The 24,078-nt window shown below is 60.8% G+C and carries 25 protein-coding genes; 14 read left to right on the top strand and 11 right to left on the bottom strand.

Annotated features, from left to right (window positions below; genetic code table 11):
• Positions 1-87 precede the first annotated feature (87 nt).
• The 3 genes from CLU93_RS27990 to CLU93_RS28360 are packed head-to-tail and all read right to left on the bottom strand — an operon-like array spanning position 88 to position 1,539.
• Complete coding sequence (locus CLU93_RS27990; RefSeq protein ID WP_143451834.1) at positions 88-645, bottom strand: hypothetical protein; 558 nt, start codon at positions 643-645, stop codon at positions 88-90.
• Positions 645-1,166 (bottom strand): helix-turn-helix domain-containing protein, encoded by a 522-nt coding sequence (locus CLU93_RS26795; protein WP_180287962.1) that lies wholly within the window; start codon positions 1,164-1,166, stop codon positions 645-647. The genes CLU93_RS27990 and CLU93_RS26795 overlap by 1 nt, the downstream gene beginning before the upstream one ends.
• The gene (locus tag CLU93_RS28360) at positions 1,150-1,539 is read right to left on the bottom strand and encodes a hypothetical protein (protein ID WP_143451845.1); all 390 of its coding nucleotides are present in this window, start codon (positions 1,537-1,539) and stop codon (positions 1,150-1,152) included. Before CLU93_RS28360 ends, CLU93_RS26795 begins: the two co-directional genes overlap by 17 nt.
• 379 nt (positions 1,540-1,918) lie before the next feature.
• On the opposite strand from CLU93_RS28360, the gene CLU93_RS26790 reads away from it, so the two are divergent.
• Positions 1,919-2,602 (top strand): SOS response-associated peptidase, encoded by a 684-nt coding sequence (locus CLU93_RS26790; RefSeq protein WP_099764100.1) that lies wholly within the window; start codon positions 1,919-1,921, stop codon positions 2,600-2,602.
• A 399-nt stretch (positions 2,603-3,001) separates the two neighbouring features.
• Here the strand turns inward: CLU93_RS26790 and CLU93_RS26785 are convergent, their stop codons facing one another.
• The gene (locus CLU93_RS26785; RefSeq protein WP_099764099.1) at positions 3,002-3,316 is read right to left on the bottom strand and encodes a hypothetical protein; all 315 of its coding nucleotides are present in this window, start codon (positions 3,314-3,316) and stop codon (positions 3,002-3,004) included.
• A gap of 275 nt (positions 3,317-3,591) precedes the next feature.
• On the opposite strand from CLU93_RS26785, the gene guaB reads away from it, so the two are divergent.
• The 5 genes from guaB to CLU93_RS26760 all read left to right on the top strand — a co-directional run bounded on the left by guaB (position 3,592) and on the right by CLU93_RS26760 (position 8,630).
• Complete coding sequence (guaB, locus tag CLU93_RS26780; protein ID WP_099764098.1) at positions 3,592-5,052, top strand: IMP dehydrogenase; 1,461 nt, start codon at positions 3,592-3,594, stop codon at positions 5,050-5,052.
• 66 nt (positions 5,053-5,118) lie between these two features.
• Entirely contained in the window at positions 5,119-6,729 is a 1,611-nt protein-coding gene (gene guaA, locus CLU93_RS26775) for a glutamine-hydrolyzing GMP synthase (RefSeq protein WP_071077664.1), read from the top strand.
• 398 nt (positions 6,730-7,127) lie between these two features.
• A complete protein-coding gene (locus CLU93_RS26770) occupies positions 7,128-7,604 on the top strand; it encodes an Arm DNA-binding domain-containing protein (RefSeq protein ID WP_099764097.1) in 477 nt (158 codons plus the stop codon).
• A gap of 247 nt (positions 7,605-7,851) precedes the next feature.
• Complete coding sequence (locus tag CLU93_RS26765) at positions 7,852-8,052, top strand: hypothetical protein (protein ID WP_143451833.1); 201 nt, start codon at positions 7,852-7,854, stop codon at positions 8,050-8,052.
• Between the two features lie 62 nt (positions 8,053-8,114).
• Positions 8,115-8,630, top strand: coding sequence for an FxDxF family PEP-CTERM protein (locus CLU93_RS26760; RefSeq protein ID WP_099764095.1), 516 nt, complete (start codon positions 8,115-8,117; stop codon positions 8,628-8,630).
• A 426-nt stretch (positions 8,631-9,056) separates the two neighbouring features.
• Here the strand turns inward: CLU93_RS26760 and CLU93_RS26755 are convergent, their stop codons facing one another.
• Positions 9,057-9,302, bottom strand: a complete 246-nt coding sequence (locus CLU93_RS26755; protein ID WP_099764094.1) for a hypothetical protein — start codon at positions 9,300-9,302, stop codon at positions 9,057-9,059.
• Between CLU93_RS26755 and CLU93_RS26750 the strand changes: the two genes are divergently transcribed.
• The 4 genes from CLU93_RS26750 to CLU93_RS26735 all read left to right on the top strand — a co-directional run bounded on the left by CLU93_RS26750 (position 9,301) and on the right by CLU93_RS26735 (position 14,495).
• A complete protein-coding gene (locus CLU93_RS26750) occupies positions 9,301-9,603 on the top strand; it encodes a hypothetical protein (protein ID WP_099764093.1) in 303 nt (100 codons plus the stop codon). The two genes, CLU93_RS26755 and CLU93_RS26750, sit on opposite strands and share 2 nt — an antisense overlap.
• A 249-nt stretch (positions 9,604-9,852) precedes the next feature.
• Positions 9,853-10,281 carry a VOC family protein gene (locus CLU93_RS26745; RefSeq protein WP_099764623.1) on the top strand — a complete coding sequence of 143 codons (429 nt, stop codon included), beginning with the start codon at positions 9,853-9,855 and terminating at the stop codon, positions 10,279-10,281.
• Positions 10,282-10,803: 522 nt separating this feature from the next.
• Entirely contained in the window at positions 10,804-12,375 is a 1,572-nt protein-coding gene (locus CLU93_RS26740; protein WP_218968366.1) for a phage tail sheath family protein, read from the top strand.
• A 23-nt stretch (positions 12,376-12,398) separates the two neighbouring features.
• The gene (locus CLU93_RS26735; protein WP_099764091.1) at positions 12,399-14,495 is read left to right on the top strand and encodes an ATP-binding protein; all 2,097 of its coding nucleotides are present in this window, start codon (positions 12,399-12,401) and stop codon (positions 14,493-14,495) included.
• Between the two features lie 62 nt (positions 14,496-14,557).
• On the opposite strand, the gene CLU93_RS26730 is transcribed toward CLU93_RS26735, so the two are convergent.
• Positions 14,558-15,094, bottom strand: coding sequence for an ankyrin repeat domain-containing protein (locus CLU93_RS26730; RefSeq protein ID WP_099764090.1), 537 nt, complete (start codon positions 15,092-15,094; stop codon positions 14,558-14,560).
• 38 nt (positions 15,095-15,132) lie between these two features.
• Positions 15,133-16,332 carry a YbfB/YjiJ family MFS transporter gene (locus CLU93_RS26725; protein ID WP_099764622.1) on the bottom strand — a complete coding sequence of 400 codons (1,200 nt, stop codon included), beginning with the start codon at positions 16,330-16,332 and terminating at the stop codon, positions 15,133-15,135.
• A 422-nt stretch (positions 16,333-16,754) separates the two neighbouring features.
• Between CLU93_RS26725 and CLU93_RS26720 the strand changes: the two genes are divergently transcribed.
• The 3 genes from CLU93_RS26720 (at position 16,755) to CLU93_RS26710 (ending at position 19,324) form a co-directional block, all read left to right on the top strand.
• Positions 16,755-17,171: a hypothetical protein gene (locus CLU93_RS26720; protein ID WP_099764089.1), complete on the top strand. Its 417-nt coding sequence runs from the start codon at positions 16,755-16,757 to the stop codon at positions 17,169-17,171.
• A 183-nt stretch (positions 17,172-17,354) separates the two neighbouring features.
• On the top strand, positions 17,355-18,020 hold the full coding sequence (locus CLU93_RS26715; RefSeq protein WP_165829425.1) for a winged helix-turn-helix domain-containing protein: 666 nt from the start codon (positions 17,355-17,357) through the stop codon (positions 18,018-18,020).
• Positions 18,014-19,324 (top strand): ATP-binding protein, encoded by a 1,311-nt coding sequence (locus CLU93_RS26710; protein WP_099764087.1) that lies wholly within the window; start codon positions 18,014-18,016, stop codon positions 19,322-19,324. The genes CLU93_RS26715 and CLU93_RS26710 overlap by 7 nt, the downstream gene beginning before the upstream one ends.
• A 67-nt stretch (positions 19,325-19,391) precedes the next feature.
• Here CLU93_RS26710 and CLU93_RS26705 read toward each other — a convergent pair whose 3' ends face one another.
• Positions 19,392-20,030 carry an NAD(P)H-dependent oxidoreductase gene (locus tag CLU93_RS26705; RefSeq protein WP_099764086.1) on the bottom strand — a complete coding sequence of 213 codons (639 nt, stop codon included), beginning with the start codon at positions 20,028-20,030 and terminating at the stop codon, positions 19,392-19,394.
• A 109-nt stretch (positions 20,031-20,139) separates the two neighbouring features.
• Positions 20,140-21,138 (bottom strand): aldo/keto reductase, encoded by a 999-nt coding sequence (locus CLU93_RS26700; RefSeq protein ID WP_099764085.1) that lies wholly within the window; start codon positions 21,136-21,138, stop codon positions 20,140-20,142.
• A gap of 100 nt (positions 21,139-21,238) precedes the next feature.
• Between CLU93_RS26700 and CLU93_RS26695 the strand changes: the two genes are divergently transcribed.
• Positions 21,239-22,129 (top strand): LysR family transcriptional regulator, encoded by an 891-nt coding sequence (locus CLU93_RS26695; protein ID WP_306595302.1) that lies wholly within the window; start codon positions 21,239-21,241, stop codon positions 22,127-22,129.
• Here the strand turns inward: CLU93_RS26695 and CLU93_RS26690 are convergent, their stop codons facing one another.
• Positions 22,130-23,215 carry an ATP-binding protein gene (locus tag CLU93_RS26690; protein WP_099764084.1) on the bottom strand — a complete coding sequence of 362 codons (1,086 nt, stop codon included), beginning with the start codon at positions 23,213-23,215 and terminating at the stop codon, positions 22,130-22,132.
• A complete protein-coding gene (locus tag CLU93_RS26685; RefSeq protein WP_099764083.1) occupies positions 23,215-23,961 on the bottom strand; it encodes a response regulator in 747 nt (248 codons plus the stop codon). Before CLU93_RS26685 ends, CLU93_RS26690 begins: the two co-directional genes overlap by 1 nt.
• Positions 23,962-24,078 lie beyond the last annotated feature (117 nt).

Raw genomic sequence — 24,078 nt, 5'->3', positions numbered from 1 at the left:
CATAGGAGGAAGAGACTAAAGCGAACCATTTGAAGTATTTTCGAATCAATGGATTTATTCGTATTTATTCAAGTGAATTTTTTTAAATTATTCCCCTGGTGGAGATTTAACTTTTCTCTTTTTTTTGCTGGCTGACTTTTTCTCTTCCAGTGCATTTGGCATTTTATTTGTATTGAATTGAGGGACGTGTGTATTTGGTAGAGCCATTTTTAGTAAGGAGGTGTGGCAATACTCTCTCCAATATGGCCAGGAATGACTAATGACTTCGCTTAGCGACCAACTCTCCAGAAATGCCCCATCGACTTCCCAGTCTTTGTCTATTATGTAATCAGCAATGATGCATGCAAATATAGATGCGCTTACGTCGCTGTCTTCAATTTCAACACCTGATTTTGCTTTTTCTACTTCAGTTGTGTACCTGAACTTAAATTTTGTATTGAAAGAAACAGTCTTTAAATGTAATTCGTTACCGATCATCGCCTCAGTGAGCTGGGGAGCGTCATCTGGAGTTGTAATGAACTGACCTATGAGACGTTGACCAGGAATGAGTGGGTCGAAATTGTCAGATATTTTATTCTCGGCGCTACGGAAGTATATCGATCGCAACGTAAGGGGCGGCTGTACTTTTTCGGTAATTTTGTTCATTATAAACAATGAGTTTGTTTTGATATGACTCGAAGTCCTGTTCCATAGGAAACACTTATGTCGTCAATGGATACGGTTTCTGTCGAAACAGTGTTAATTGATTGCGCTCTGGTTGCAGTTCTTGGCTCCCGAGTTATAACGATTTTTTCGGCGTGTTGATTGAAATATTTTAAATCGACTTCTCTTTCTAATACCTCAAGCTGTTTTGGATCCAATTTGACTACATCGATTATCCCTGAGCTGAAGCTTGAAAATGTAATGCGGAGATCAATATCGAAAGCGCGAGCAAATTTTTGTAGTGTTTTTAAGGTTATGGATTCAAAATCAGCACTTTCAATTTTCGAAATCCGCTCTTGTGCGATTCCCGATCTCTTTGATAATTCAGATTGGGACCAATCTCTTTGTTTTCGAAGAGAGTATATCTGCGCTGCAATGCGACTTATTGCATGACTTTGCATATAGGAATGTGCAAAATCTGCGTCGCCAAATTCTTCTACTAAGTCCTTAACGAACTCTTTCATGGCTTTTTCTCCGCTGTTTGGGATCTGCTGCAACCTCATTTTTTCGGCTTTTCGCGGCCTCAGGAGCGCCACCTGGCTCCCATTCATTGCCTACTTCTTTTGCTCCCAGCAGCATGGTGTACTCTTGATGGACGTATATTGGTCCCTTGCATAGGAGGGGGCGTAATTGAACTTTTCCATGTACTTTTAACTTCTGAACACCCGCTACACTTGTGCCGGCAAGCATCTCTGGAAATAGGGTGTCGCCATGCAACATCAACTTGTCAATTCGTTCACGTAGCTTGCCTCTCTGCACTTGCTGCAAGCTCTCTGTCCACCTTTTAAACTCGTTGACGCCCTTGTTGTTCACATAGTCGTGTATCGAAAATTTCATTTTATAATAAATTTATTATACATTAGTAGCGTTGTACGGTTTGGTTACAAGACTCTCTCGACAGTTGATGTGCCGCAAGAAGTTGCAAAGATGATTATATGGGAATGTAAGACATGGAAACTATCGAAATGTAACGCTGCTAGTGGTCATCGATCTCCGTAGCGATGCAGCAGCCATGCTTGAGACAAAAAAAGCATTTTGAACAAGACTGCAGCGATGTATTTTTTGCCCAGTACGTAAAATTTTACGCAGTGAGGCAGCTCGTTGGATGAGCGATTCCCAGGCTCATTGTAGGTGAGCGTTATGACCACGTTGCTTTGACAGGACATTATCGAGACTGAGAACTTCCGACGTGATTTTCAGCTTGTAGAATGCATTGATGTGCGCCGACTACACCCCCAGCCGCAAAGAGCAGATCGAAGAGAGCTTTCGGGCTGGATACCCGCTGCTCGACCTCCCGCCCGAGGCTTGGCCCGGCTACATGGCCCCCATCCTGCGCGGCTCGCATAAGGTTCCGGGCGAGCTGGAAGTAGCTCCCGCTATGTTCGGCATGGTTCCCCACTGGGCCGATCACAAGCTGGCCCGCCAGACCTACAACGCCCGCACGGAGACGGTGGCCAGCAAGCCATCTTTCCGCAACGCTTGGAAGCGCAGGCAGTTCTGCATCATCCCAGCCGCCAATTTCTTCGAACCCAACTACGAAACCGGCAAGCCCGTGCGCTGGCGCATCGAGCGCGCCGACGGCGGGCCAGTGGCGATCGCCGGCATATGGGAGTACCGCCCGGCGGATCAGCTGTTGTCGTTCTCGATGCTGACGATCAGCGCCGATGGGCACCCGCTGATGCAGCGCTTCCACAAGCCAGACGATGAAAAGCGCATGGTAATGATCCTGGACCCGGACCAGTACCAAGGCTGGTTGGACGGCTCGCTGGTGACCGAAGAGGACGTTTATCGGCAGTATCCAGGGGAACTGCTTGTCGCGCAGCCCGACCCCATGCAACCGAGATCGCGGGCGAAAGTACCCGCACCAGCTGTGCGCGCGGAGCAGGGCGGGCTCTTCTAGTTACAAATTTCGTCTTCTGGTTTCCCAACCTTGGCAATATACTGTCTTTTTATACAGTGTATTGATTGCATTATGGACGGCACAACAAACAAGCATCAGTGGCCGGCGAAAGTGGAGGAGCGGCAGGGCATGCCTGTCCGCGTGATTATGCTGCGCAAGAAGGGGCGCCGAATTACGCGCCAGGAAATGCTCGACTCCGAGCCATTGGACGGCCTGCTTGTTTTCGAGCACGTCGGGACGGGCGCATGCGTGCGCCACCATAGCTCTGCCTCGTTGCGCCGGCCAAACTCGGCTGGCTCGACCAACATTTGTAGGCCGCTTTTTGATCCCACGATGGAGCGTTTGGATGCTGATGGCCTGATACTCAAAGGGCATGAAAACGAAACAGTAGACGGGGTACTAGTCCAGTACGTCCAGGTCTGGCTCTGCATTCCCATTTTGCCCAGCGCCGTTGCAGCGAGCACCTGACGTTGCCCAGCCGGCTACACGCTGCTGCTGGTCGACCAGCACGATGACCTGGCAACCGAAGGCCGCGCTGCCATAGTTGAGCTGCAGGTACTCGCCTTGGTGTTGGTAGCTGGCGGGCGTGCCGTAGCGGGTGGCGAGTGCGAAGCTGTCCAGCCCGATCAGATCGCCGCCGCGGTGTTCGACAATGCCGCTGGACGTGCAACTGCACAGTGCAAGCAAGAGGAGGGCGCCCAGCGAGTGCTTCATTGCAATCTTTCCTTTTGGGTTATGCTTACAGAAGGCAGTGCCTTCTATTATGTTGGGCGCCTACCTACCTGATCTTGTGCAGCCTCAGAAAGAGGCGAAGAAGCCGCCAAAACAGGGGCGAAATTTGGGCGAAAACGTGGACGTTTCCAGACTTTTCCAGACATTTAGAAAGAGGCGAAAACGGCATCCTTACTATGTCTAAGGAGGTTTGCGAATGTTTAAGACAGGAATCAAGAATTTCTGTATAATCTGCTTTTGCGCCAATAGGAAATGCTATGCGTCTACTTCAAAAAGCACTCACATTCGATGACGTGCTGCTCGTCCCAGCCTACTCCAACGTTCTGCCCGCCGATACGTCCCTCAAAACTCGCCTGACCCGCAATATCACCCTGAATATTCCCTTGCTGTCCGCAGCCATGGATACGGTGACGGAAGCCCGTCTGGCGATCGCGATGGCCCAGGAAGGCGGCATCGGTATCATCCACAAGAATTTGAATCCGAAGGACCAGGCACGTGAAGTGGCCCGTGTAAAACGTTTCGAAGCTGGCGTGCTGCGCGATCCGATCACGATTCCGCCGGACATGAAAATCCGCGACGTGATCGCGCTGACGGAACAATACGGCATCAGCGGTTTCCCTGTCGTCAAGGGCAAGGAAGTGGTCGGTATCATTACCAACCGCGATTTGCGCTTTGAAAAGGAACTCGACGCGGAAGCCTCCGCCAAGATGACCCCGCGCGAAAAACTCGTCGTCGTCAATGAAGATGCTGACACGGCCGAAGCCAAGCGCCTGATGAACAAGCACCGCCTCGAGCGCGTGCTGGTGGTCAACGACGCGTTTGAGCTGCGCGGCCTGATCACCGTCAAGGATATCCAGAAGTCGACTTCCCACCCGTTCGCGTCGAAAGACAGCCAGGGCAAGCTGCTGGTCGGCGCTGCCGTCGGCGTCGGTGCCAAGGATGAAGAGCGCATCGACCTGCTGGTCGCCGCTGGCGTCGACGTGCTGGTGGTCGACACGGCCCACGGCCACTCGCAAGGCATCCTCGATCGCGTACGCTGGATCAAGACCAAGTACCCGCAAGTGGAAGTGATTGGCGGCAACATCGCTACCGCCGCTGCCGCCAGGGCGCTGGTGGAATACGGCGCCGATGCGGTCAAGGTCGGCATCGGCCCTGGCTCGATCTGCACCACGCGTATCGTCGCCGGTGTGGGCGTGCCGCAAATCACGGCCATCTCGAACGTCGCCGAAGCACTCGAAGGCACGGGCGTGCCATGTATCGCCGACGGCGGTATCCGCTTCTCGGGCGATATTTCGAAAGCACTGGCCGCTGGCGCCTCGACCGTCATGATGGGTTCCATGTTTGCCGGCACGGAAGAAGCGCCAGGCGAAGTGATCCTGTACCAGGGCCGCAGCTACAAGTCGTACCGCGGCATGGGCTCGCTGGGCGCGATGTCCGATGGTTCGGCTGACCGTTATTTCCAGGACGCCACCATGAAGGCCGACAAGTTCGTGCCTGAAGGTATCGAAGGCCGCGTGGCCTACAAAGGCAGCGTGCTGGCGATCATCTTCCAGCTGGTGGGCGGCGTGCGTCAATCGATGGGATACTGCGGTTGCGCCACCATCGACGAACTGCGCGAGAAAGCGGAATTCGTGGAAATCACCTCTGCCGGCATGCGCGAGTCGCATGTCCATGATGTGCAGATCACGAAAGAAGCGCCAAACTACCGTTCAGAGTAATTAGCGACAGACCAGACCGGCGCCTAGTGCGCCGGTTTTGTAATGACCTCAGATAAAGTCCCCATCATGCATTCTAAAATCCTCATTCTCGATTTCGGTTCCCAAGTCACCCAGTTGATCGCCCGCCGCGTGCGCGATTCCGGCGTGTTTTCCGAAGTCTTCCCGTATGACGTCAGCGACGAATTCGTGCGCAACTATGGCGCCGCCGGCGTGATCCTGTCAGGCAGCCACAATTCCACGCTGGACGGCGATTCGCCGCGCGCGCCCCAAGCCGTGTTCGAGCTGGGCGTGCCCGTGCTGGGCATCTGCTACGGCATGCAAACCATGGCGGCCCAGCTGGGAGGCAAGGTGGAAAACGGCCTGGTACGCGAATTCGGCTACGCCGAAGTGCGCGCCCGCAGCCACACCAAGTTGCTCAACGGTATTGCCGACTTCGTCACCGACGAAGGTCACGGCATGCTGAAAGTGTGGATGAGCCACGGCGACAAAGTGCTGGAAATGCCGCCAGGCTTCAAGCTGATGGGCAACACCCCGAGCTGCCCGATCGCCGCCATGGCTGACGAAGAGCGCCAGTTCTACGGTGTGCAATTCCACCCGGAAGTGACGCACACGGTGCAGGGCAAGGCCATGATCGGCCGCTTCGTGCATGAAATCTGCGGCTGCAAGTCGGACTGGAACATGCCTGACTACATCAGCGAAGCGGTGGAAAAAATCCGTGCGCAAGTCGGTACCGACGACGTCATCCTGGGTTTGTCCGGCGGCGTCGATTCGTCCGTCGCCGCAGCCCTGATCCACCGCGCCATCGGCGACCAGCTGACCTGCGTCTTCGTCGACCACGGCCTGCTGCGCCTGGATGAAGGCAAGATGGTGATGGACATGTTCGCCAAGAACCTGGGCGTGAAAGTCATCCGCGTCGATGCGGAAGAGCAGTTCATGGGCCACCTGGCCGGCGTCACCGACCCCGAGCAAAAGCGCAAGATCATCGGCCGCGAATTCGTCGAAGTGTTCCAGGTCGAATCGGGCAAGCTGGTCAACGCCAAATGGCTGGCGCAAGGCACGATTTACCCGGACGTGATCGAATCGGCGGGCAAAGGCAAGAAAGGCCAGACCATCAAGAGCCACCACAACGTGGGCGGCTTGCCGGACACCATGAAGCTCAAGTTGCTGGAACCCTTGCGCGAACTGTTCAAGGACGAAGTGCGCAAGCTGGGCGTGGCCCTGGGCTTGCCGCATGACATGGTTTACCGCCACCCATTCCCGGGCCCGGGCCTGGGCGTGCGCATCCTCGGCGAAGTCAAGAAAGACTACGCCGACCTGCTGCGCCGCGCCGACGCCATCTTCATCGAAGAACTGCGCAACACGCCGTACGAGCCGGTAGTGGTTCCTGGCTTCGATCAGGACAGCGTGCCGACCAACTGGTACGAAGCGACGAGCCAGGCTTTCGCCGTCTTCCTGCCCGTCAAATCGGTGGGCGTGATGGGCGATGGCCGTACCTACGAATACGTGGTGGCCCTGCGCGCCGTGCAGACGCAGGACTTCATGACCGCCCACTGGGCGCACCTGCCGCACAGCCTGCTGGGCAAGGTATCGAACCGCATCATCAATGAAGTGCGCGGCATCAACCGCGTCGTCTACGATATCTCGGGCAAGCCGCCGGCGACGATCGAATGGGAATAATTTTCAACCCGGCAGCGTAAGGTAACGCCGGGTCAATGAACAGCTAAGCCCCTGATTTTTCAGGGGCTTTTTTTATTTTGTCTGGCAAACGCAAGCAATCGTCGGCAGAGCCAAGCACGCTTTTTTGTGGGTATATTGATGGGTAATCAACTTGCTGCCTGGAATATTTAACATTTGGATCCCACTGTCCATTCTCCTCGGCGAGGGTACCGGTGAGGATATTTTTTAGGCTAAGTATTTGATTTTAAAAATAATTTTCGATTTCGGGAACACTCGTCGCGGCGAGGGTATCTGGACCTCGTCAATGGCGGCCGATATAACTTTTTTTTCGGCTAAGTGATTGATTGTTTGAAATGAATCCGGTGCCAGTACAGACTGAGTATGAATGGGAGGTACCCATGCTGACCGATACGAAATTGAAGAACCTGAAACCAGCAGAGAAAGCCTACAAGGTGCCGGATCGTGATGGCATGTATGCGACGGTCCTCCCCAACGGCACGATCTCGTTTCGCTATAACTACCGCGTCAATGGCCGATACGAAACCTTGGTGCTTGGACGGTACGGGGCCGTTGGCTTGAGTTTGCAAGAGGCGAGGGAGCGCCTGCAGGACGCGAAGAAAGCGCAATCGGAAGGCAAGTCCCCGTCGCGCCTCAAAGCCCAATCGCGCAATCAGTTGGCCGCTGGAGAACCATTCAGCGTGTGGGCCGAACGTTGGCTAACAAAGTACAAAATGGCGGAGTCGACGCGGGATATGCGGCGCTCGGTGTACGAACGCGATCTGAAACGTCCATTTGGCAGTCTCCTGCTGCATGAGATTGCGCGCACCAGCGCCAACACTTCTTGCCAGGCAATGCGGTCAGTATCATCCCGGTAAATTGTGCCACGCCGGTCTCCGCGCGAAGTAACATGGTAGAGAGCACCGACGAACTCAAGGCGTAGTGGTCGCGTCATGTGGTAGACGGTACGTGAGCTATGCGCATCGGCACTGAGATTACGCAGAGGTTTGTAGACTGCGTATGGCTGAGGCGATGTCGGAATGGCGGACCCCGGCTCTAGTCCGTTTAGCTCGCGGGCGGCGCACAGGCTCTGGATGGCGGCGGTGCGAGGATACGCCGGTAGAGTTGCTGCTGATCAGAGACGCGCTGGCGCGCGAAATCGCCGAGGCCCACGAAGGGCGCATCACCATGGCCAACCGCGACGGCGGCGGGCAGGTCGTCACGATCCTGCTTCCGGTGTCACCAACCAAGAGCCAAGCTGCGCCCGCCCACCAAATCCCGATATCGCTTTCATATGACGAATTAACAATATTTTTTACTATTTGATAATTTATATTGCATTTGGATGTATGCTCGTTGTTTGTGGTGTACCTACGGGGTGTAAAAATATGAAACTAAAAACAATCATGCTAGCGGTCGCGCTGGCCGCGTCATTTACCGGGGTCCACGCGGGCAACATCGATGGCCTGCCAACGCCTGATGTGCCCCTGCTCTCCAACGGCACGAACCCGCTGCAATACAGCGGCCATTTCGGCAACAACCCGAGGGGGATCTTCTCCGACGTCTTCACCTTCACGCGACTGGACAAGTCTGGCAACATGGCCAGCGCCGAGTTCAGCATTGACCTGGACAGCGCCGCCATCATCTACTTCGGTGGCGCCACATTGAACGGCGTCGCCTTCACCCAGACCGGCATCGACCGCTGGTCGCTGGCCAGCATCCTGGCTCCGGCCGGCAATCTTACGCTGAGCGTATGGGGCGACGCCACCGATGGCGGTTCCTACGGAGGCGACCTCAACGTGTTGATGGCGGCGGCCCCGGTCCCCGAGCCTGAAACCTACGCCATGCTGCTCGGCGGCTTGGCCTTGCTTGGCATGGCCGCGCGCCGCCGCAAACAGGCTTGACCAACTGAGGCCGTCCGGCACTGCCGCGAAGACGCTTCGGCGTCTTTTTTTCTGAGGCAACTGACAATCTGACGCTGCTGCGGCGACCACCGTCGATGCTGTCATCGGATGGGCTTAGGCGTCCGACCTCAGGCATTGCTATCGATAGCTGCTCGCGTTGCAGGCAAACAGTGGCATACCATTCATGAACTTGTCAGGTGAAGTCCCGATTTCCCGAGCAAACACAATTGCGTGACTATTGCGCCGCGTTTGCCACCAGTGCGGGTAGCCCCCCCGCATCGTCCAAGCCAAGGACACTGCACCGTGGCGGTCCAACTCAGCAAGCGTTCAACCGGACCTGATTTCATAAGATGAGTCTCCACCAACCCTGACTATATCTCGGGCAAGAGCACACTTTGGGGTATGTATACTTTGCATGCCATCGTCCTATTGAATATCGCCGCTGGCTGCCTGGCGATCCTGGCGGCTGCCGTATGGACCATGCTGCGACAGGCCCAGCCGGGTACCGTGCGCGGATTGCGGCAAGTAGCTGCGGCGAAGCCCCTGCTGTTCCGCGTTCTGGCCCTGTAGCAGCTCGTGCAAGCGCTGCGCCTGCTGCTGCGCATCCCACTCACTGGCCAGCCCGGGATGGCGGGTACGCAGCGTGCGCGTGGCCAGTTCCTCGATGCGCATGGTCGAGCTCCGTTCGCAACTCAAGAGCGCGGAGCTCTATCTCCTGCGCCCGCACAGACGCCAATCCAGCGGCGGCCTGCGCCTCGACCAGACCGGCAACGAGGCGCTCCTTTTCCTGCACCAGGTCCTTTCCCTCGCTGCGTTCTTTTTCCCAGGCGCCGTGCGCCATATGCTGCGACTCAACCTCCAAAGCCTGAGCCTCGTTCTATACGCCAGCCAAGCCGAGGTGGGGTCCGGCATTCCGTTCGTACGCGACCTCAGCCCTGGCCGTCTCGATGTGGTGCGATTGCTGAAATGCTGAAATGAAGGCGTCATCACCTGGCAGAATCTGGTGGCAGGTGCGAGCGAGCGGATTCGCCTCGCTCATCCCGGCCGCGACCAACCGAGAGTAGTTGGCGATTGCCTCCTCGCGCATGCCTCCTGACCCCGCCTCGCCGCCTGCGGGGGAAAATGTGGGTATAATTATTTTACAACGCTGGAAAACGACGCTTGGCGTTTATTCGGAATGGTGCGAGGTACCGACAGTCCCGTTTTCACGGAAGCAATAATCATGGAAACTAATCGACTTCATCGCGGCCGCCTGATTGACCACATACAGCTTGTGGTACGCGATCTTAAGGCAAGCGAAAATTTTTACAAGGCGGTCATGTCCGTGCTGGATATACCGGTTTTCAGCACCGAAAGCGATTACTTCGTGGCCGATGAACTTGTCGTATCCTCCTCAAATAGCGTGACAGCTTCGGGCAAGTTGACTGGACGGCATCATCTGGCTTTTCAAGCGAAAGATCGCGCGACGGTTGATGCCTTCTACAACGCTGCGTTGGCGCACGGAGGGCACGACAATGGCCCACCGGGCGTGCGGGCCTACCATCCTGGATATTACGCTGCCTTCGTACTCGACCCCGATGGGAATAATATTGAGGCCGTTTACCAAGGAGTAGCAAAGCGCAGCGCACCGTCAGTTACCCTTGATTTCTAAACTTTCTTCGCCATGCCCGTTGCGGACAAGTGTACGACAAACCGGCAATGACGGATTTTCCAGGTGAGGGTATTTTTGAGAGGTATCGGTAACTGAATGGTTTGGAAAGCACCAAAAAATCAATGGCTTAGCGACTTCATTGAGCATCGAGTGGGAGTGAGTTTTCCGCGGAAACTCTGCATGTCGGAATGACCGAGTAAGTTAAAGCCCTGTTTTTACAGGGCTTTTTTATGCGCCCCGCCGCCCTGCAGAAGTACGTTGAACGCGAACAAGCGCCGAGGGCATTTGCTCGACGCTATTTTTACGCAAGGTCTTTTTCAGCTGCGGAGACAGCAGTATTTTTTAATTTATTAAAAAACAAAATTTCATATTAAAATTCCTGCTTGGTCGCCAAGTTGGCACCAACTTGGCTTGCTCACAAATCACTGACACGGCGATTTTTGCCGTTGTTTATCGTATGTTGACATTCAGCTTGCGGCCGCCGCGACAGCCTTCAAGCCCAGTACCGGACAGGGAGCGATGATGCAATTGAAGACCCCCGGCGTGTATATCGTCGAGCAGGATGCATTTCCCAATACGGTCGTCGAGGTGCCCACGGCGATACCGGTGTTTCTCGGCTACACCGAGAAGGCTGCCGACGGAGCTGTTGCCAAGGCAGGCATTCCCACCCGTATCGGCTCGCTGGTGGACTATGTGCGTATCTTCGGCGGGCCACCGGTGCCGAGTTTTTCGCTGGCCCCCGGCGTCGACCAGAAGCTCCTCACCGCCGCATTGGCGCAGCAGTTTTTCCTTTACCACGGTGTGAAGCTGTACTTCTTGAACGGCGGCGGACCGGCCTACGTGATATCGGTGGGAACCTTTGCCAGCGTCCAGGCGAATGGCATCCAAGCCTCGGATTTTATGCCGGAGCCTGATCCCGCCGGCGTCAGGGAAGCACCGTTCGATGTCTTGAAAAAAGTGCTGGATGTGACGCTGATCGTGGCGCCGGACAGCGTCTTGCTCGCTAGTGCGGACGATTGCTACCAGTTCTGGCAGGCGGCGCTCCAGCATTGCGGCAGCATGCAGAGCCGCATGGCGCTGATCGACATCCATGGCGGCGGCACGCAGCGTAGCTATGACCCGGACGGTGATGTTATTTCCGGCAAGAAGGATGGCTTGCGCGAGAAAATCGGCAGCAATTTCCTCAATTACGGCGCGGCCTATTATCCGTGGCTCAATTTTGATGTGGTCGACGAAGGCAGCATCACCTACGACAGCCTGCAAGACGCAGGGCTGGCGGTGCTGACTGACGCGCTCAAGGCCGAACTGGCGGCGATGAAGCCGCAACCCTCCGCGCAGATGCAAGGCAGCATGAATACCCTGTATGCCACCATCCCACATCGGCTACCTGCCGACGCCGTTCCGCTGCCACCCGGCACGCAAAGCCGCGCGGCGGTGATTGCGCACCGTCATGACCAGCTCCGGCAGGTGAGTTCCCTGTACCAGCGCGTGGTGGCCGACATGCTGACGCTGGCCAACCAGTTGCCGCCGGCCTGCGCCATGGCTGGCGTGTACGCGCTGACGGATGAAAGTGCTGGCGTGTGGATGGCGCCGGCCAACACCAGCATCATGGGGGCCGTCTCGCCGATGGTGGATATCTCGCATGACGACCAGGAGGATTTGAACATGCCGCTCGACGGGCGGGCTGTCAACGCGATCCGCACCCTTCCCACGCGTGGCCTGGTGGTGTGGGGCGCGCGCACGCTCGATGGCAACAGCGATGACTGGCGCTACATCAACGTGCGCCGCACGCTGATCATGCTGGAGCAATCGATCAAGAACGCGATGCTCGCCTATGTCTTCGCGCCCAACGTGGCCACGACCTGGGTGGCGGTGCAGAACATGATCTCCAACTTCCTGACCCAGCAGTGGCAGAGCGGGGCGCTGGCCGGCGCCAAGGCGCAGGATGCGTTCAGCGTGCAGATCGGTCTGGGCAGCAGCATGAGCGGCGACGATATCCTGAACGGTTATATGCGCGTGTCGATACGCGTGGCCTTGCTTCATCCGGCCGAATTCATCGTGCTGACATTCCAGCAGCAACAGCAGGTTTCCTGATCGCTTATCGAGGAGTTATTGTGATGGCAGGTGAAGCGCAAGACCCAGGCATATGGCCGCTGGGTGGCAAGACCGGCCTGGTGTCGATGACGGTCACGTTGAACGGGCATGCCATGCCGGATGACTATGCAGTCGAAAGCATACACGTCACGCGCGAGCTCAATCGCCTGGGCACGGCACGCATCGTGCTCGCCGACGGCGATCCGTCCACGGTGGGATTCGAGCTCGGTACGGCAGACACGCTGCTGCCCGGCGTGACGGTGGAGGTCGCAATAGGCTACCACCCGAACATCAGCACCGTCTTCAAGGGCATCATCGTCAAGCACGGCATGCGGATAGGCAGACAGGGCGGCTCGCAGCTGGTGCTGAGCTGCGCCGAGGTCGCCATCGAAGCGCCGGTGCTAGCCGACAACAGCTGCGGGCTGCTCCTCACCTGTGGCGAGTCGATCATCGCGTTCAATGCCGAGCTGGACGCGGGCACCGGCGTGCGCGGTACGGTGAGTTTCCCGGGCAATGCGCTGGCGGTATCGGGCAAGACCATCGAACTGGCCGGACTGGGTGCGCGCTTCGACGGCGACGTGTATATCGCCCGTGTGGAGCACACGCTGGAACACGGTAACTGGATGACCGAGGTCACTTTCGGCTTGCCGCCACGCTGCGTCGCCAGTGACAGCGCGCAGGTGCATGCCCCGGCCGCACCGGGCTTCATGCATACGAACACGCTGGCCATGTCGAAGGACGGCGTGGCCCTGTGCGGCGAGACCCGGCTGTCCCTCGGCGCCGACGAGGACATCGAGATCACGGCCGCCAAGGCGCTGGAGGCCGAGCTGGCCTGGCTGGATGCCGTCATCGCGGCGTCGATGGCGCAGTATTTCCAGCGCGCCGACGCTTCTCGCATGCCGGAGCCGCCCACCTTGCCGGCGCACGCGCCGTATGCCCTGGCGTTGCGCAAATGGGGGCTCAGTGCCGAGGAGCGGCTGGTGCTGATTCTCGCGCTGGCGCCGCATGTGCGTCCGCAGGCGCTGGACAGCTTCCTGATTCGCAACGCCAGCCTGGATTTGCCGTTCAGCGAGTTCGGCGGCCAGGGCGGCAGCCACCGGGGCTTCTGGCCGACCGCCGAGACCGCGTCATTCCTGCTGGCCGGCGACCGGCTGGCGGCACGCATGGCCACGCATCGCCTGTTCGGCGCTGGCGCGCCGCTGCGCAGGCTTGGCTTGCTGGCATGGGACGAGTGGCCAGCCGACGGCGCTGCTCCCCGGACCCTGCTCGGTCATCCGCTGCAACTGGGACGCGAGGCGCTGTCGTTGCTGGTCACCGGCGAGTCTTGCCAGCCCGACTACGACGGCGGCTTGCCGGCCCGGCGCCTCAGTACCACCTTGGACTGGGACCAGCTGGTGCTGGCGCCGCAGCTGCAGGACAAGGTGGACGACATCCGCGCCTGGATCGAACACCGCGATACGCTGCTGCGCGGCTGGGGGCTGGAACGGCGTATCAAGCCGGGCTTTCGCAGCCTGTTTTATGGCCCGCCCGGCACCGGCAAGTCGCTCACCGCTGCGCTGCTGGGCAAGCAGAGCGGCTTGCCGGTGTACCGCATCGACCTGTCGATGCTGGTGTCGACATACACCGGCGAAACGGAGAAAAACCTGGCGCGCGTGTTTGAGCAGGCCGGGCAGCAAGACTGGATCTTGTTCTTCGACGCGGCCGATGCACTGTTCGGCAAGCGCGGCGCCAACGAGGATGTGGCCCGCCTGTTGCAGCGGATCGAGGATTTTCCCGGCGTGGCCATTCTGGCGAGTAATCTCAATGTCAATATTGACGAGGCCTGCGCGGGGCGCTTCCAGTCGATGCTGCATTTCCCGATGCCGGGCCGCACCGAGCGCCTGCGGCTATGGCAGGGCGCCTTCGCGCCGCCATGCCGGCTGGCGCCGGACTGTGCGCTCGATGCGCTGGCCGATGAATTTGAACTGAGCGGCGGCGCCATCATCAACGTGCTGCGCCACGCGGCGTTGGCTTGCCTGCGTCGCGGCAGCGAGGAAATCGGCATGGACGACGTACGCCAGGGCGTGCGGCGCGAGTTGCGCCAGGACGCTTGCCTTCCCCTTGCGGAGAAACGATGTTAGGGCAGAGCGTTTCCTGAACTCTCCAATGGCAGTCGCAAAACTGCCGGCGATACCTGCATCGACTACGCTGTCGTCTGCCCCAGGCTGAGCAGGCGAGCCAGCGTCTCCTGTGCATTCATGGACTTGGCCAGCGAAACGGCAGTCATGCCACGGCTGTCCACGGCATCGATGCGCGCGCCGTGTTGCAGCAGCAGCTCGAAGATGGCCAGGCGGTTGAACATGGCGGCCATCATCAACGGAGTCTTGCCGTCCGGGCTGGCGCCTTCCACCTTGGCGCCATGCTTGAGCAGCAGTTCGGCGATCTCCAGGTAGCCCTTGTAGGCCACGCCGGCCAGCGGTGTCTGGCCCTGGTCGTTGGGCACATTGGCGTCGGCGCCCGCTTCGAGCAGCAGGCGCGACGTTTCCAGGTGGCCGAGGTAGCTGGCCAGCATGATCAGGCTGTCGCCTTTTTCGTTGCGGAAGTTGACGGGTACGCCTTGCGCGAGCATGGCGCCCAGTTGCTGCGTGTCGCCTTCGCGCACCAGGGCAAACAGGCCCTGGATGAATTCCAGCGTTTCGGCATCCATCGTTGCCGGGGCTTTTCGTGCATCGGTGTTCATCGTGATCTTTCTGCGCAGGTGGTCGATCCAGCAGTCTACTATGCGGCCGGCGCCAGCGCCTTTTGCCGCGCGGCCAATGCGGCGCCGATGAAAAGGGCGATGGCCGAGGCGATCAAGCCCCGCTCCAGTCCTGCCGGGCCGTCGGCGATCCAGCCGACCGCGATGGGGCCGACGATCTGGCCCAGGGCGAACACCGTCGTGTAGGCCGTTATGCCGGCCGTCCACGATTGCTGCGGCAGATTATGCCGCACCAGGGCCGTCGTCGAGGCCACCACCGACAGGAAGACGGCGCCGAAGACCAGGCCGGAAAGGAACACGACGGGCACGTAGCTGGTCAGCGCGGGCAGGATGGTCACCACGCCCAGCACGCCATTCAAGATCGCCAGCGATTCGCCGCCCTTGTAGCGGTCGAGCATGCGGGCCCAGATGCGCGACGACGCCACGACCGCCAGGCCCAGCAGGGTGTAGAACACGGTGATGCGCGCCGGTGGCATGCCTTGCTGCTTGAGCAGGGCGATGACGAAGGTCATGTAGCCGATATAGCCGACGCCAAACATGAAGTAGCCGGCCAGGCTGGGGGCGAAATCGCGCCAGGCGAAGCGCCGTGGCGTGTCGAGGGCGCGCGGCGCTTCGCCGATGGCTTTCGCCGGCAGGGCCATGATGGCGGTGGCGAGCAGGCAGGCGATGCCCAGTGCCAGCCAGGGCCATTGCCAGGCATGCGCGGCGCCATGCTCCTGTGCGGCCGCCAGCGCCGCCGGCACCAGCAGGGCCGACAGCGCAATGCCGAAGCCCGTGCCGCCGTAGTACAGGCCGATGTAGAAGCCGGCGCGCTGGCTATGCATGGAACCGAGCCGCGCCGCCAGCACGCCGCCGGCGATGAAAATGAAGGCGCTGGCCACGCCCGCACACACGCGCTGCAGGAACAGGGCGGTCGTATCGCTGACCAGGCCCGACATCAGCATGAAGATGCTGGCCAGCACGCAGCCGGTCATCAGCAGTCGCCACACGCCCAGGCGGCGCATCAGGGCCGGCGTGGCAAGGGCGCCGAGAAAATAGCCGAGCGCATTGAAGGTGTTCATGGCCCCGGCCAGCAGGTAGGACCAGCCCAGGTCGGCGCGCATGGGCGGCAGCAGCAAGCCATACGAAAAGCGCGACAGGCCCAGGGCGACGGCGGCGCCCAGCGAGAGCGCCAGCGCGGTGGCCAGCGGATGGGCCGGGGAATGATCGTGTGTCGGCATGGCCTGGTGACCCATCTATGTAAAAACGTGCAGTGGAACTGGCGCCGGGGTGGGGCAGGCCGGCGGGCCAGGTTGGTGGGTGACAGTGGCATACGGTGCTCACCGCGCGCCGGTTTTTACTGCCAAGTTAATGAATCGGCCCAGAGAAGTCAAGCATGCCCCGCGCCTGAATAGCGCTGGGAATAATGCAATCCTGTCAGCGTTACTTTTGGAGGGAATTATAAGACATGCCATCCCATATAATTACAATTAGGAAATTAACTTACCCAAAATCAATTGTGCAGCTTGCTCCTGATCCTGCCAGTGCCAGGCGAGCGCCGCCGCATCGTTTGCAGTGATGACCAGCGCCAGAGGAAATCGCGGACTCGTCGTCCGGCGCTGTTTTTCTTGAGTCCGGGCAGAGCCACAGCAGGGAGCAAACGATGGTTACGCAAATTAACATCAGCTACAACGTGAAATTGGAAGAGATGCGAGGCAAGACCGTGCTGGTGTTCCTGAAACCGCAGAGCCCGCAGAGTAATTACCAAATTCCTGCCTGGCAAGTATTGACGGGTGTGCCTGGCACCACCGAAGCGTTCGTCTACGATCATCAAATCCCGCTCGACGTGTACAGCCATGGCGCCGGCGATAACATGAAGATGACACCGGAGCGCCAGTCACAGCAACCACAGTCCAGTCTGACGCAGCAGCAGGACGGCGCGATCAGCAAGACCAATCCCTACAGCCAGTTCGACAGCGACTGGTACGTCAACGCCAGGCCCGTCGTGACCATGCTGCCTGTCGACTCGCATGCGGCCACGGAAGGGGACGTGACCTTGAACCGCAACCCGGATCTGTAAGAGATTGACTGCGGCGCCGGCGTTGGCTGACGTCAATTCTCCGCAGGAGGCTGCTTAGGCGTCCCGGAACATTGGCAACCCTTGCCACCTGGAGCGGATGGCCGCGGTAGCGCAGCCAGCGCCCACCCGGCTTGCGCCAGCCAAGGTAAGATGTCGCTATTTTGTGCGATTGTGAGGGCTAGGGTGCGCGTGTTGCTGGTGGAAGACGATCCGATGATCGGGGAAAGCCTGGTCGAGGGCTTGCGCGGCGAGTGCTATGCCGTGGACTGGGTGCGCGATGGCCACGATGCGGAGCTGGCGCTGGCTGGCTTCGCCTACGATTTGATGCTGCTGGACCTGGGCTTGCCCGGCAAGCAGGGCATGGACGTGCTGCGCGCCACGCGCGCGCGGGGCGCCGAGCTGCCCGTGCTGATCATCACGGCGCGCGACGGCACGCGGGCCCGCGTCGAGGGGCTCGACAGCGGCGCCGACGATTACCTGGTGAAACCGTTCGACCTCGACGAGCTGCTGGCGCGCATACGCGCGCTGCTGCGCCGCCGGGTCAGCCGTTCGCGCTCCGTCATCGAGCATGGCGCGCTGACCCTGGACCTGGCCAGCCACGACGTCACCTGCGAAGGCGCACAGGTCAAGCTGGCGCCGCGCGAGTTTTCCGTGCTGCGCGCCTTGCTCGACCATCCGGGCAAGGTGGTGTCTAAACGGCAACTGAGCGAAAAACTGTACGGCTGGGATAGCGAAGTGGAAAGCAATACTGTCGACGTGTACGTGTACCAGCTGCGCAAGAAGCTGGGCGCGGACTGCATCCAGACCGTGCGCGGCGTGGGCTACAAGATGCGGGCAGCATCTTGCTGACCATCCGCCGCCAGTTGCTGCTCGGTTTGCTGGCGGCCACCTTGCTGTGCGTGCTCGGCGCCGGCATTTCGCTGTTCCGTTCGCTGTTGGAAGAATCCAATGAACTGGCCGATTTGCAGCTGCGCCAGCTGGCCGTGGCCTTGCCCGACGAGTTTGAGCCGCAGACGGGGGCGCCGGCCGCGCAGGAGCCGGAAGAAGCGTTCGTGCTGCAGGCGTGGGACGAGGATGGGCAGCCCTTGCCCGTCTTGCCTGACCAAGCGGCACTGCCGCGCTATGCACTGGCCGGCTTTGCCGATGTCACGTTGCGCGGCGAAGACTGGCGCCTGTATGGCGAGACGCGGCGCGGCCGTTACGTGCAGGTGGCGCAGGCGCAGGCCGTGCGCGACCAGCTGGCCTGGCAAATGACCATGCGCGCCGGCGCGCCGCTGCTGGCGTTCGCGCTGATCCTGGCGCTGCTGATCGTCGCCGTGGTGGGTCGCGCGCTGGCACCGCTGCACCGGCTGGCCGAATCCGTGGCGGGCCGTTCGCCGGACGCCCTGACGCCGCTGGCGGCCGACGACATGCCGCCCGAGTTGCGGCCCGTGGCGCTGGCGCTGAATGGCTTGATGCGGCGATTCGAGGTGGCGCTGACGGCGCAGCGCACCTTTGTCGCCGATGCGGCGCATGAATTGCGCTCGCCGCTGACGGCATTGAAACTGCAGCTGCAGGTGGCCGAGCGGGCCGGCAGCGAGGAAGAACGCCGCGTGGCGCTGGCGCGGCTGCACGAACGGCTGGACCGCAGCACGCACCTGGTGCGGCAATTGCTCAGCCTGGCGCGCCATGAAACGGCGCTGACGGCCAGCCAGCTGCAAACGGTTGATCTGGGAGAGTTGCTGGAAGCGGCCGTGGCCGACCACAGCGCGCTGGCCGACAGCCGTGCCATCGACCTGGGTGTGGTGGAAGCGCTTCCGGCCCCGGTGCTGGTGCAGGCCGATCCCGACGGTTTGCAAGTGTTGCTGAATAACCTGATCGATAACGCCTTGCGCTACACGCAGCAGGGCGGCAGGGTCGATTTGCAGGCGGCTCTGGAAGAGGGCAGGCCGCTGCTGCGCGTGTCCGACAATGGACCCGGCGTGCCGCGCCAGCACCATGCGCGCCTGTTCGACCGCTTCTTCCGTCCCGACGGCAACGACGCCTGGGGCTGTGGCCTGGGCCTGTCCATCGTGCGCCACATCGCCGAGCACCACCAGGCCGACATCGCGCTGGCCGACGGCGAGGCGGGACGGGGACTGCAAGTGACGGTGCGCTTTCCGCAGCCAGTCTGACAGCAAAAAAAAGCGGATGCCGGTGAGGGCATCCGCTTTTCAGTCACGCTCGGGGCGCTGAAAACGCTCAGGCCAGCTCGGTGATGAATTGCTCGCGCGCAGGGCGCACTTTTTTCAGGTCCACCAGCCAGTCGCCTTCGTCGGCGCGGTAACCGAGCGGCAGCATGACGACGGAACGCAAGCCTTTTTCGCGCAGGTTCAGGATTTCATCGACCTTGGCCGGATCAAAGCCTTCCATCGGCGTCGAATCGACTTTTTCCTGCGCCGCGGCGATCAGGGCCGTGCCGACGCCGATATACGCCTGGCGCGCCGCGTGCTGGTAGTTGGTTTCCGCGTCGCGCTGCGGATACGTGGCGAGGATTTGCTGGCGGTACGCTTCCCAGCCTTCATTCTTGAAGCCGCGCACGGTGTTGACCAGGTCAAAGCGGGCGTTGATGCGTTCCACCGTGTAATTGTCCCAGGCGGCAAACACCAGCAGGTGCGAGGCATCCGTTACCTGAGACTGGTTCCACGCGTGTGGCTTGATCTGCTCGCGCAGGGCCGGATTCGTCACGACGAACACTTCATACGGATGCAGTCCGCTGGAGCTGGCCGTCAGGCGCACGGCTTCCAGGATGCGCTCAACTTTGTCTTGCGGCACCGTTTTCGTCGGGTCCATCTTCTTGGTGGCGTAGCGCCATTGCAGTGTTTCGAGCAGTGCGGACATGTCAATCTCTTTCATAGTGAATAGTTCAGATTGGAAATGATAGCGGATTCAGGCATTTCAAGTGCGCTGGACAAAAAAGTACCGGTATAGCGCACTCATGCACGGTAGTCTACAGGCCAAGCATGGCAAGCTCATGCTGCGGGTAGCGCGCGCCCTGCACGCTGGCGGGCGCGATGGCCGCGCCGATGGCGGCCAGCTCGGCGTCGCTTAATTTGATCTGCGCGGCGGCGACATTTTCTTCCAGGTGCGCCAGGCTGCGGGCGCCGGGAATCGGCACGATGTCGTCGCCTTGCGCCAGCAGCCAGGCCAGGGCCAGCTGGGCCGCCGTGGCGCCGCGCGCCGCCGCCAGGCGCCGCAGTTCGGCCACCAGGGCCGCATTGGCCGCCATCGCGGGAGGCTGAAAGCGGGGCAGGCTGTGGCGGTAGTCGTCGGGCGCCAGTGCGGGGCTGGAGGTGAGCTGGCCCGTCAAAAATCCCCGGCCCAGCGGGCTGTAAGGGACGAAGCCGATGCCCAGCGCGCGGCAGGCGGGCAGCACCTCGGCTTCCACGTCGCGGCTCCACAGAGAGTATTCGGACTGCACGGCCGCAATCGGATGCACGGCGTGGGCGCGGCGCAGGGTGGCGGCCGACACTTCCGACAGCCCCAGGTGGCGCACCTTGCCTGCGCGCACCAGATTCGCCATGGTGCCGACCACGTCTTCGATGGGCACGGCGGGGTCCACGCGGTGCTGGTACAGCAAGTCGATGCATTCGATGCCGAGCCTGGAGAGCGACGCTTCCACGGCTTGCACGATGTGTTCGGGCCGGCTGTCCACGCCCGCCATGCGTTCCACGCCCTGGCCGTGCGGCAAGATCTTGAAGCCGAATTTGGTGGCGATGTGGACCTTGCCGCGCATCTGCTTCAGGCCGCGCCCTACCAGTTCCTCGTTGGCGTAGGGTCCGTAGACTTCCGCTGTATCGATCAGGGTCACGCCCATGTCCACGGCGCGGTGCAGCACGCGCAGCGAGGTGGCCTCGTCTGCGCCGCCGTAGGCAAAGCTCATGCCCATGCAGCCCAGGCCAATGGGGGCGACGCGCAAGCCGGAGTTGCCCAGTGTTCTGTGTTCCATTTTTTACTCCTCTTCAAAAAAAGATGCAAGGAGTATGGGTGAAGCAACAGCATGCGATAAGATGGTTAATCCTGCATGGATTACTGAATGAAACTCATGAATGATGGCTGATCTGAATGAATTGGCGGCCTTTGCCGCCGTTGCCCGCCTGCGCAGCTTTCGCCAGGCGGCGCTCGAACGTGGCGTGTCCGCCTCCGCCCTCAGCCACGCATTGCGCGCGCTGGAAGAGCGACTGGGCGTGCGCCTGCTGAACCGTACCACGCGCAGCGTCACGCCGACCGAGGCGGGGCAGCAGCTATTGGCGCGCCTCACGCCGGCCATGCGCGAAATCGACGATGCCTTGCTGGACGTGAGCGCCTTGCAGGATGTGCCTGCAGGTAAGCTGCGCCTGAACGTGCCCCGTCCGGCCGCGCGGCTGCTGCTGGCGCCCATGCTGGCCGGTTTTGTCGCGCGCTATCCGCGCGTGCAGGTGGACGTGGTCACCGATGACGGCATGATCGATATCGTGCGCGACGGTTTTGATGCTGGCATCCGCTTCGGCGAACAGGTGGCGGCCGACATGATTGCCGTGCCCGTAGGCGCGCCGCAACCGTTCGTGGTGGTGGCGTCACCCGCTTACCTGGCGGCGCATGGCGCGCCAGCCACGCCGCGCGACTTGCTGGCGCATGCCTGCATAGGCCGGCGTTTTCCCAGCGGGCGCCAGTATGCGTGGGAGTTCGGGCAGGAGGGGGATGCCGTCAGCATCGCCGTCAATGGCCCGCTGGTGTTCGACGACGATGCACTGATGCTGCGCGCGGCGCGCGATGGCGCGGGACTGGCGTATGTGTACGCGGCCGATGCGCGCGCCGATCTCGCGGCGGGGCATCTGGCGTGCGTGCTGCAGCGCTGTTTGCCGCCGCCGTCCCGTTACTTCCTGTACTACCCGAGCCGGCGGCAGATGCCGGCCGTCTTGCGCGCCTTCGTCGACATGCTGCGCGCGCCAGCGATATAGTCAGGCGGCGGCCGGCGGCGCCCCATGCTCGACCGGCCACTTGATGGTAAACACGCTGCCGCCCGCCTTGCCGCGCGTGCAGGCCGCGCTGCCGCCGTGCGCGCGGGCGATGGCTTCGACCACGGCCAGACCCAGGCCGCTGCCTGCATGCAGGTCGCCGCCGTCGCTGTCGCCGCGGCGAAACGCCTCGAACACGTGCGGCGCCAGTTCCTCGGCAATGCCGGGCCCCGCATCCTCGACGCTCAGGTAATACTGGCCGGCCTGCACGCGCGTGCGCACGCGCAGCAGGCCCGGATGCGCATAGCGGCGCGCGTTGTCGAGCAGGGCCAGCACGATTTGCCGGATGCGCGCCGCGTCGCAGCAGACGGGATGGTCGGACAGGTGCAATTGCAGGCTAAAACCGGCTGCCTCCATTTCCGGCGCCAGCAGGCGGCGCACTTCCTCGATTTCCAGGGTCAGGTCCGTCCACGCCATGCGCAGCTGCATGTGGCCGCTGTCAGCCAGGCTCAGGGTGCGCAAATCCTCGATCAGGCGGCCCAGGTCCTCGACTTGCGCCAGCAGGCTGGAGAACGGCACTTCCTCGGGCTTGAAGACGCCATCGACGACGCCTTGCAAGGTGCCACGCAGGATGGTCACGGGCGTGCGCAATTCATGCGCGATGGCCGCATTCCACGTTTCGCTTTCCTTGGCCGCCCGCTGCAGGCGCTCGGCCATGCTGTTGAAGTCATCGACCAGCATGGCCGTCTCGCCCAGGCTGCGGTCGCCCGCGAAGGCGCGCGCGGACAGGTCGCCATGCGCCACGCGGCGCACGCTGTCCATCACGGAATTGATCGGTTTGAGGATGCGCGAAGCGAGCTTGATGGCGAAAAAGGCCGCCAGGCCCAGGCCGAAGATGGTGATGGCGAAGATCCACAGCCATTCGACGGTGCTGGGCGACCAGTCGTCCGGTTCGGACAGCATGTCGGGGTCGATCTTGAAGGCGACGGCAAAGAAGATCCATGAGCCCATCCAGATGATCAGGATGCTGCTGACCATCAGCACGGACATCGACAGCACGATCTGCCGGTTCAGGCCCGTGAAGCGCATCAGTCGCTTTCCAGCCGGTAGCCCACGCCGCGCAGGCTGGCCGGCATGTTCATCACGCCCGCTTCTTCCAGCTTCTTGCGCAGCTTGCTGACGTGGCTGTCCACCGTGCGTTCCATCGAATTGCTCTCGGGCATGCACGACTCCAGCAATTCCAGGCGGCTGCAGACGCGGCGCGGCGTGCGCGCCAGGTGCGCCAGCAGGCGGAACTCCGTCAAGGTCAGGCTCAAGGGCACGGGCGCGCCATCGCGCAGCACGCTGGCCACATACGTTTCCTGGTCGATGTCGATGGGGCCGCAGCGCAGGCGCTGGCCGCCCACAGGGTGGTGGCGCACGCGCGAGCGGCGCAGCACGGCCGCCACGCGGGCCACCACTTCGGCCGGATTGAAGGGCTTGATGATGTAGTCGTCCGCGCCCACGCGCAGGGCGGCCAGCTTGTCGGCATCCTGGTCGCGCGCCGTGAGCATGATGACGGGCGTTTCGCCGCGTCGCCGCACTTCCGTCAGCACGCCCCAGCCGTCGACTCTGGGCATTTGCACGTCGAGCAGCAGCAGATCCGGCGCCAGCGCCAGGTGCTGCTGCAGCGCTTCCTGGCCATCGAGGGCGAAAGCCGTGCGGTAGCCGTCGCGCTCCAGGTAGCCGGCGAGGATGCGGGCGATTTGCGGTTCATCTTCGGCAATCAGGACGAGGGCGGAAGGCGGCGTGGTGGCAAGGAAGGAGGGCTGGCTGGCGCTGTGATGATAGTTCATCCAAATAGTCTAGCATTCTTCTTTATCTCCATCGAATCTCCACATTTCTTTGACGGAATATCCACGCAAGGCTTTTATGCTGCGCGTATCTGTCGACCGGACCGCCGGTTGGGATCT

Source organism: Janthinobacterium sp. 35, assembly GCF_002754575.1.
Lineage (GTDB): Bacteria > Pseudomonadota > Gammaproteobacteria > Burkholderiales > Burkholderiaceae_D > Janthinobacterium > Janthinobacterium tructae.
Note: the sequence above shows the minus strand (reverse complement) of the source record. Positions and strands in the feature narration are given on the sequence as shown.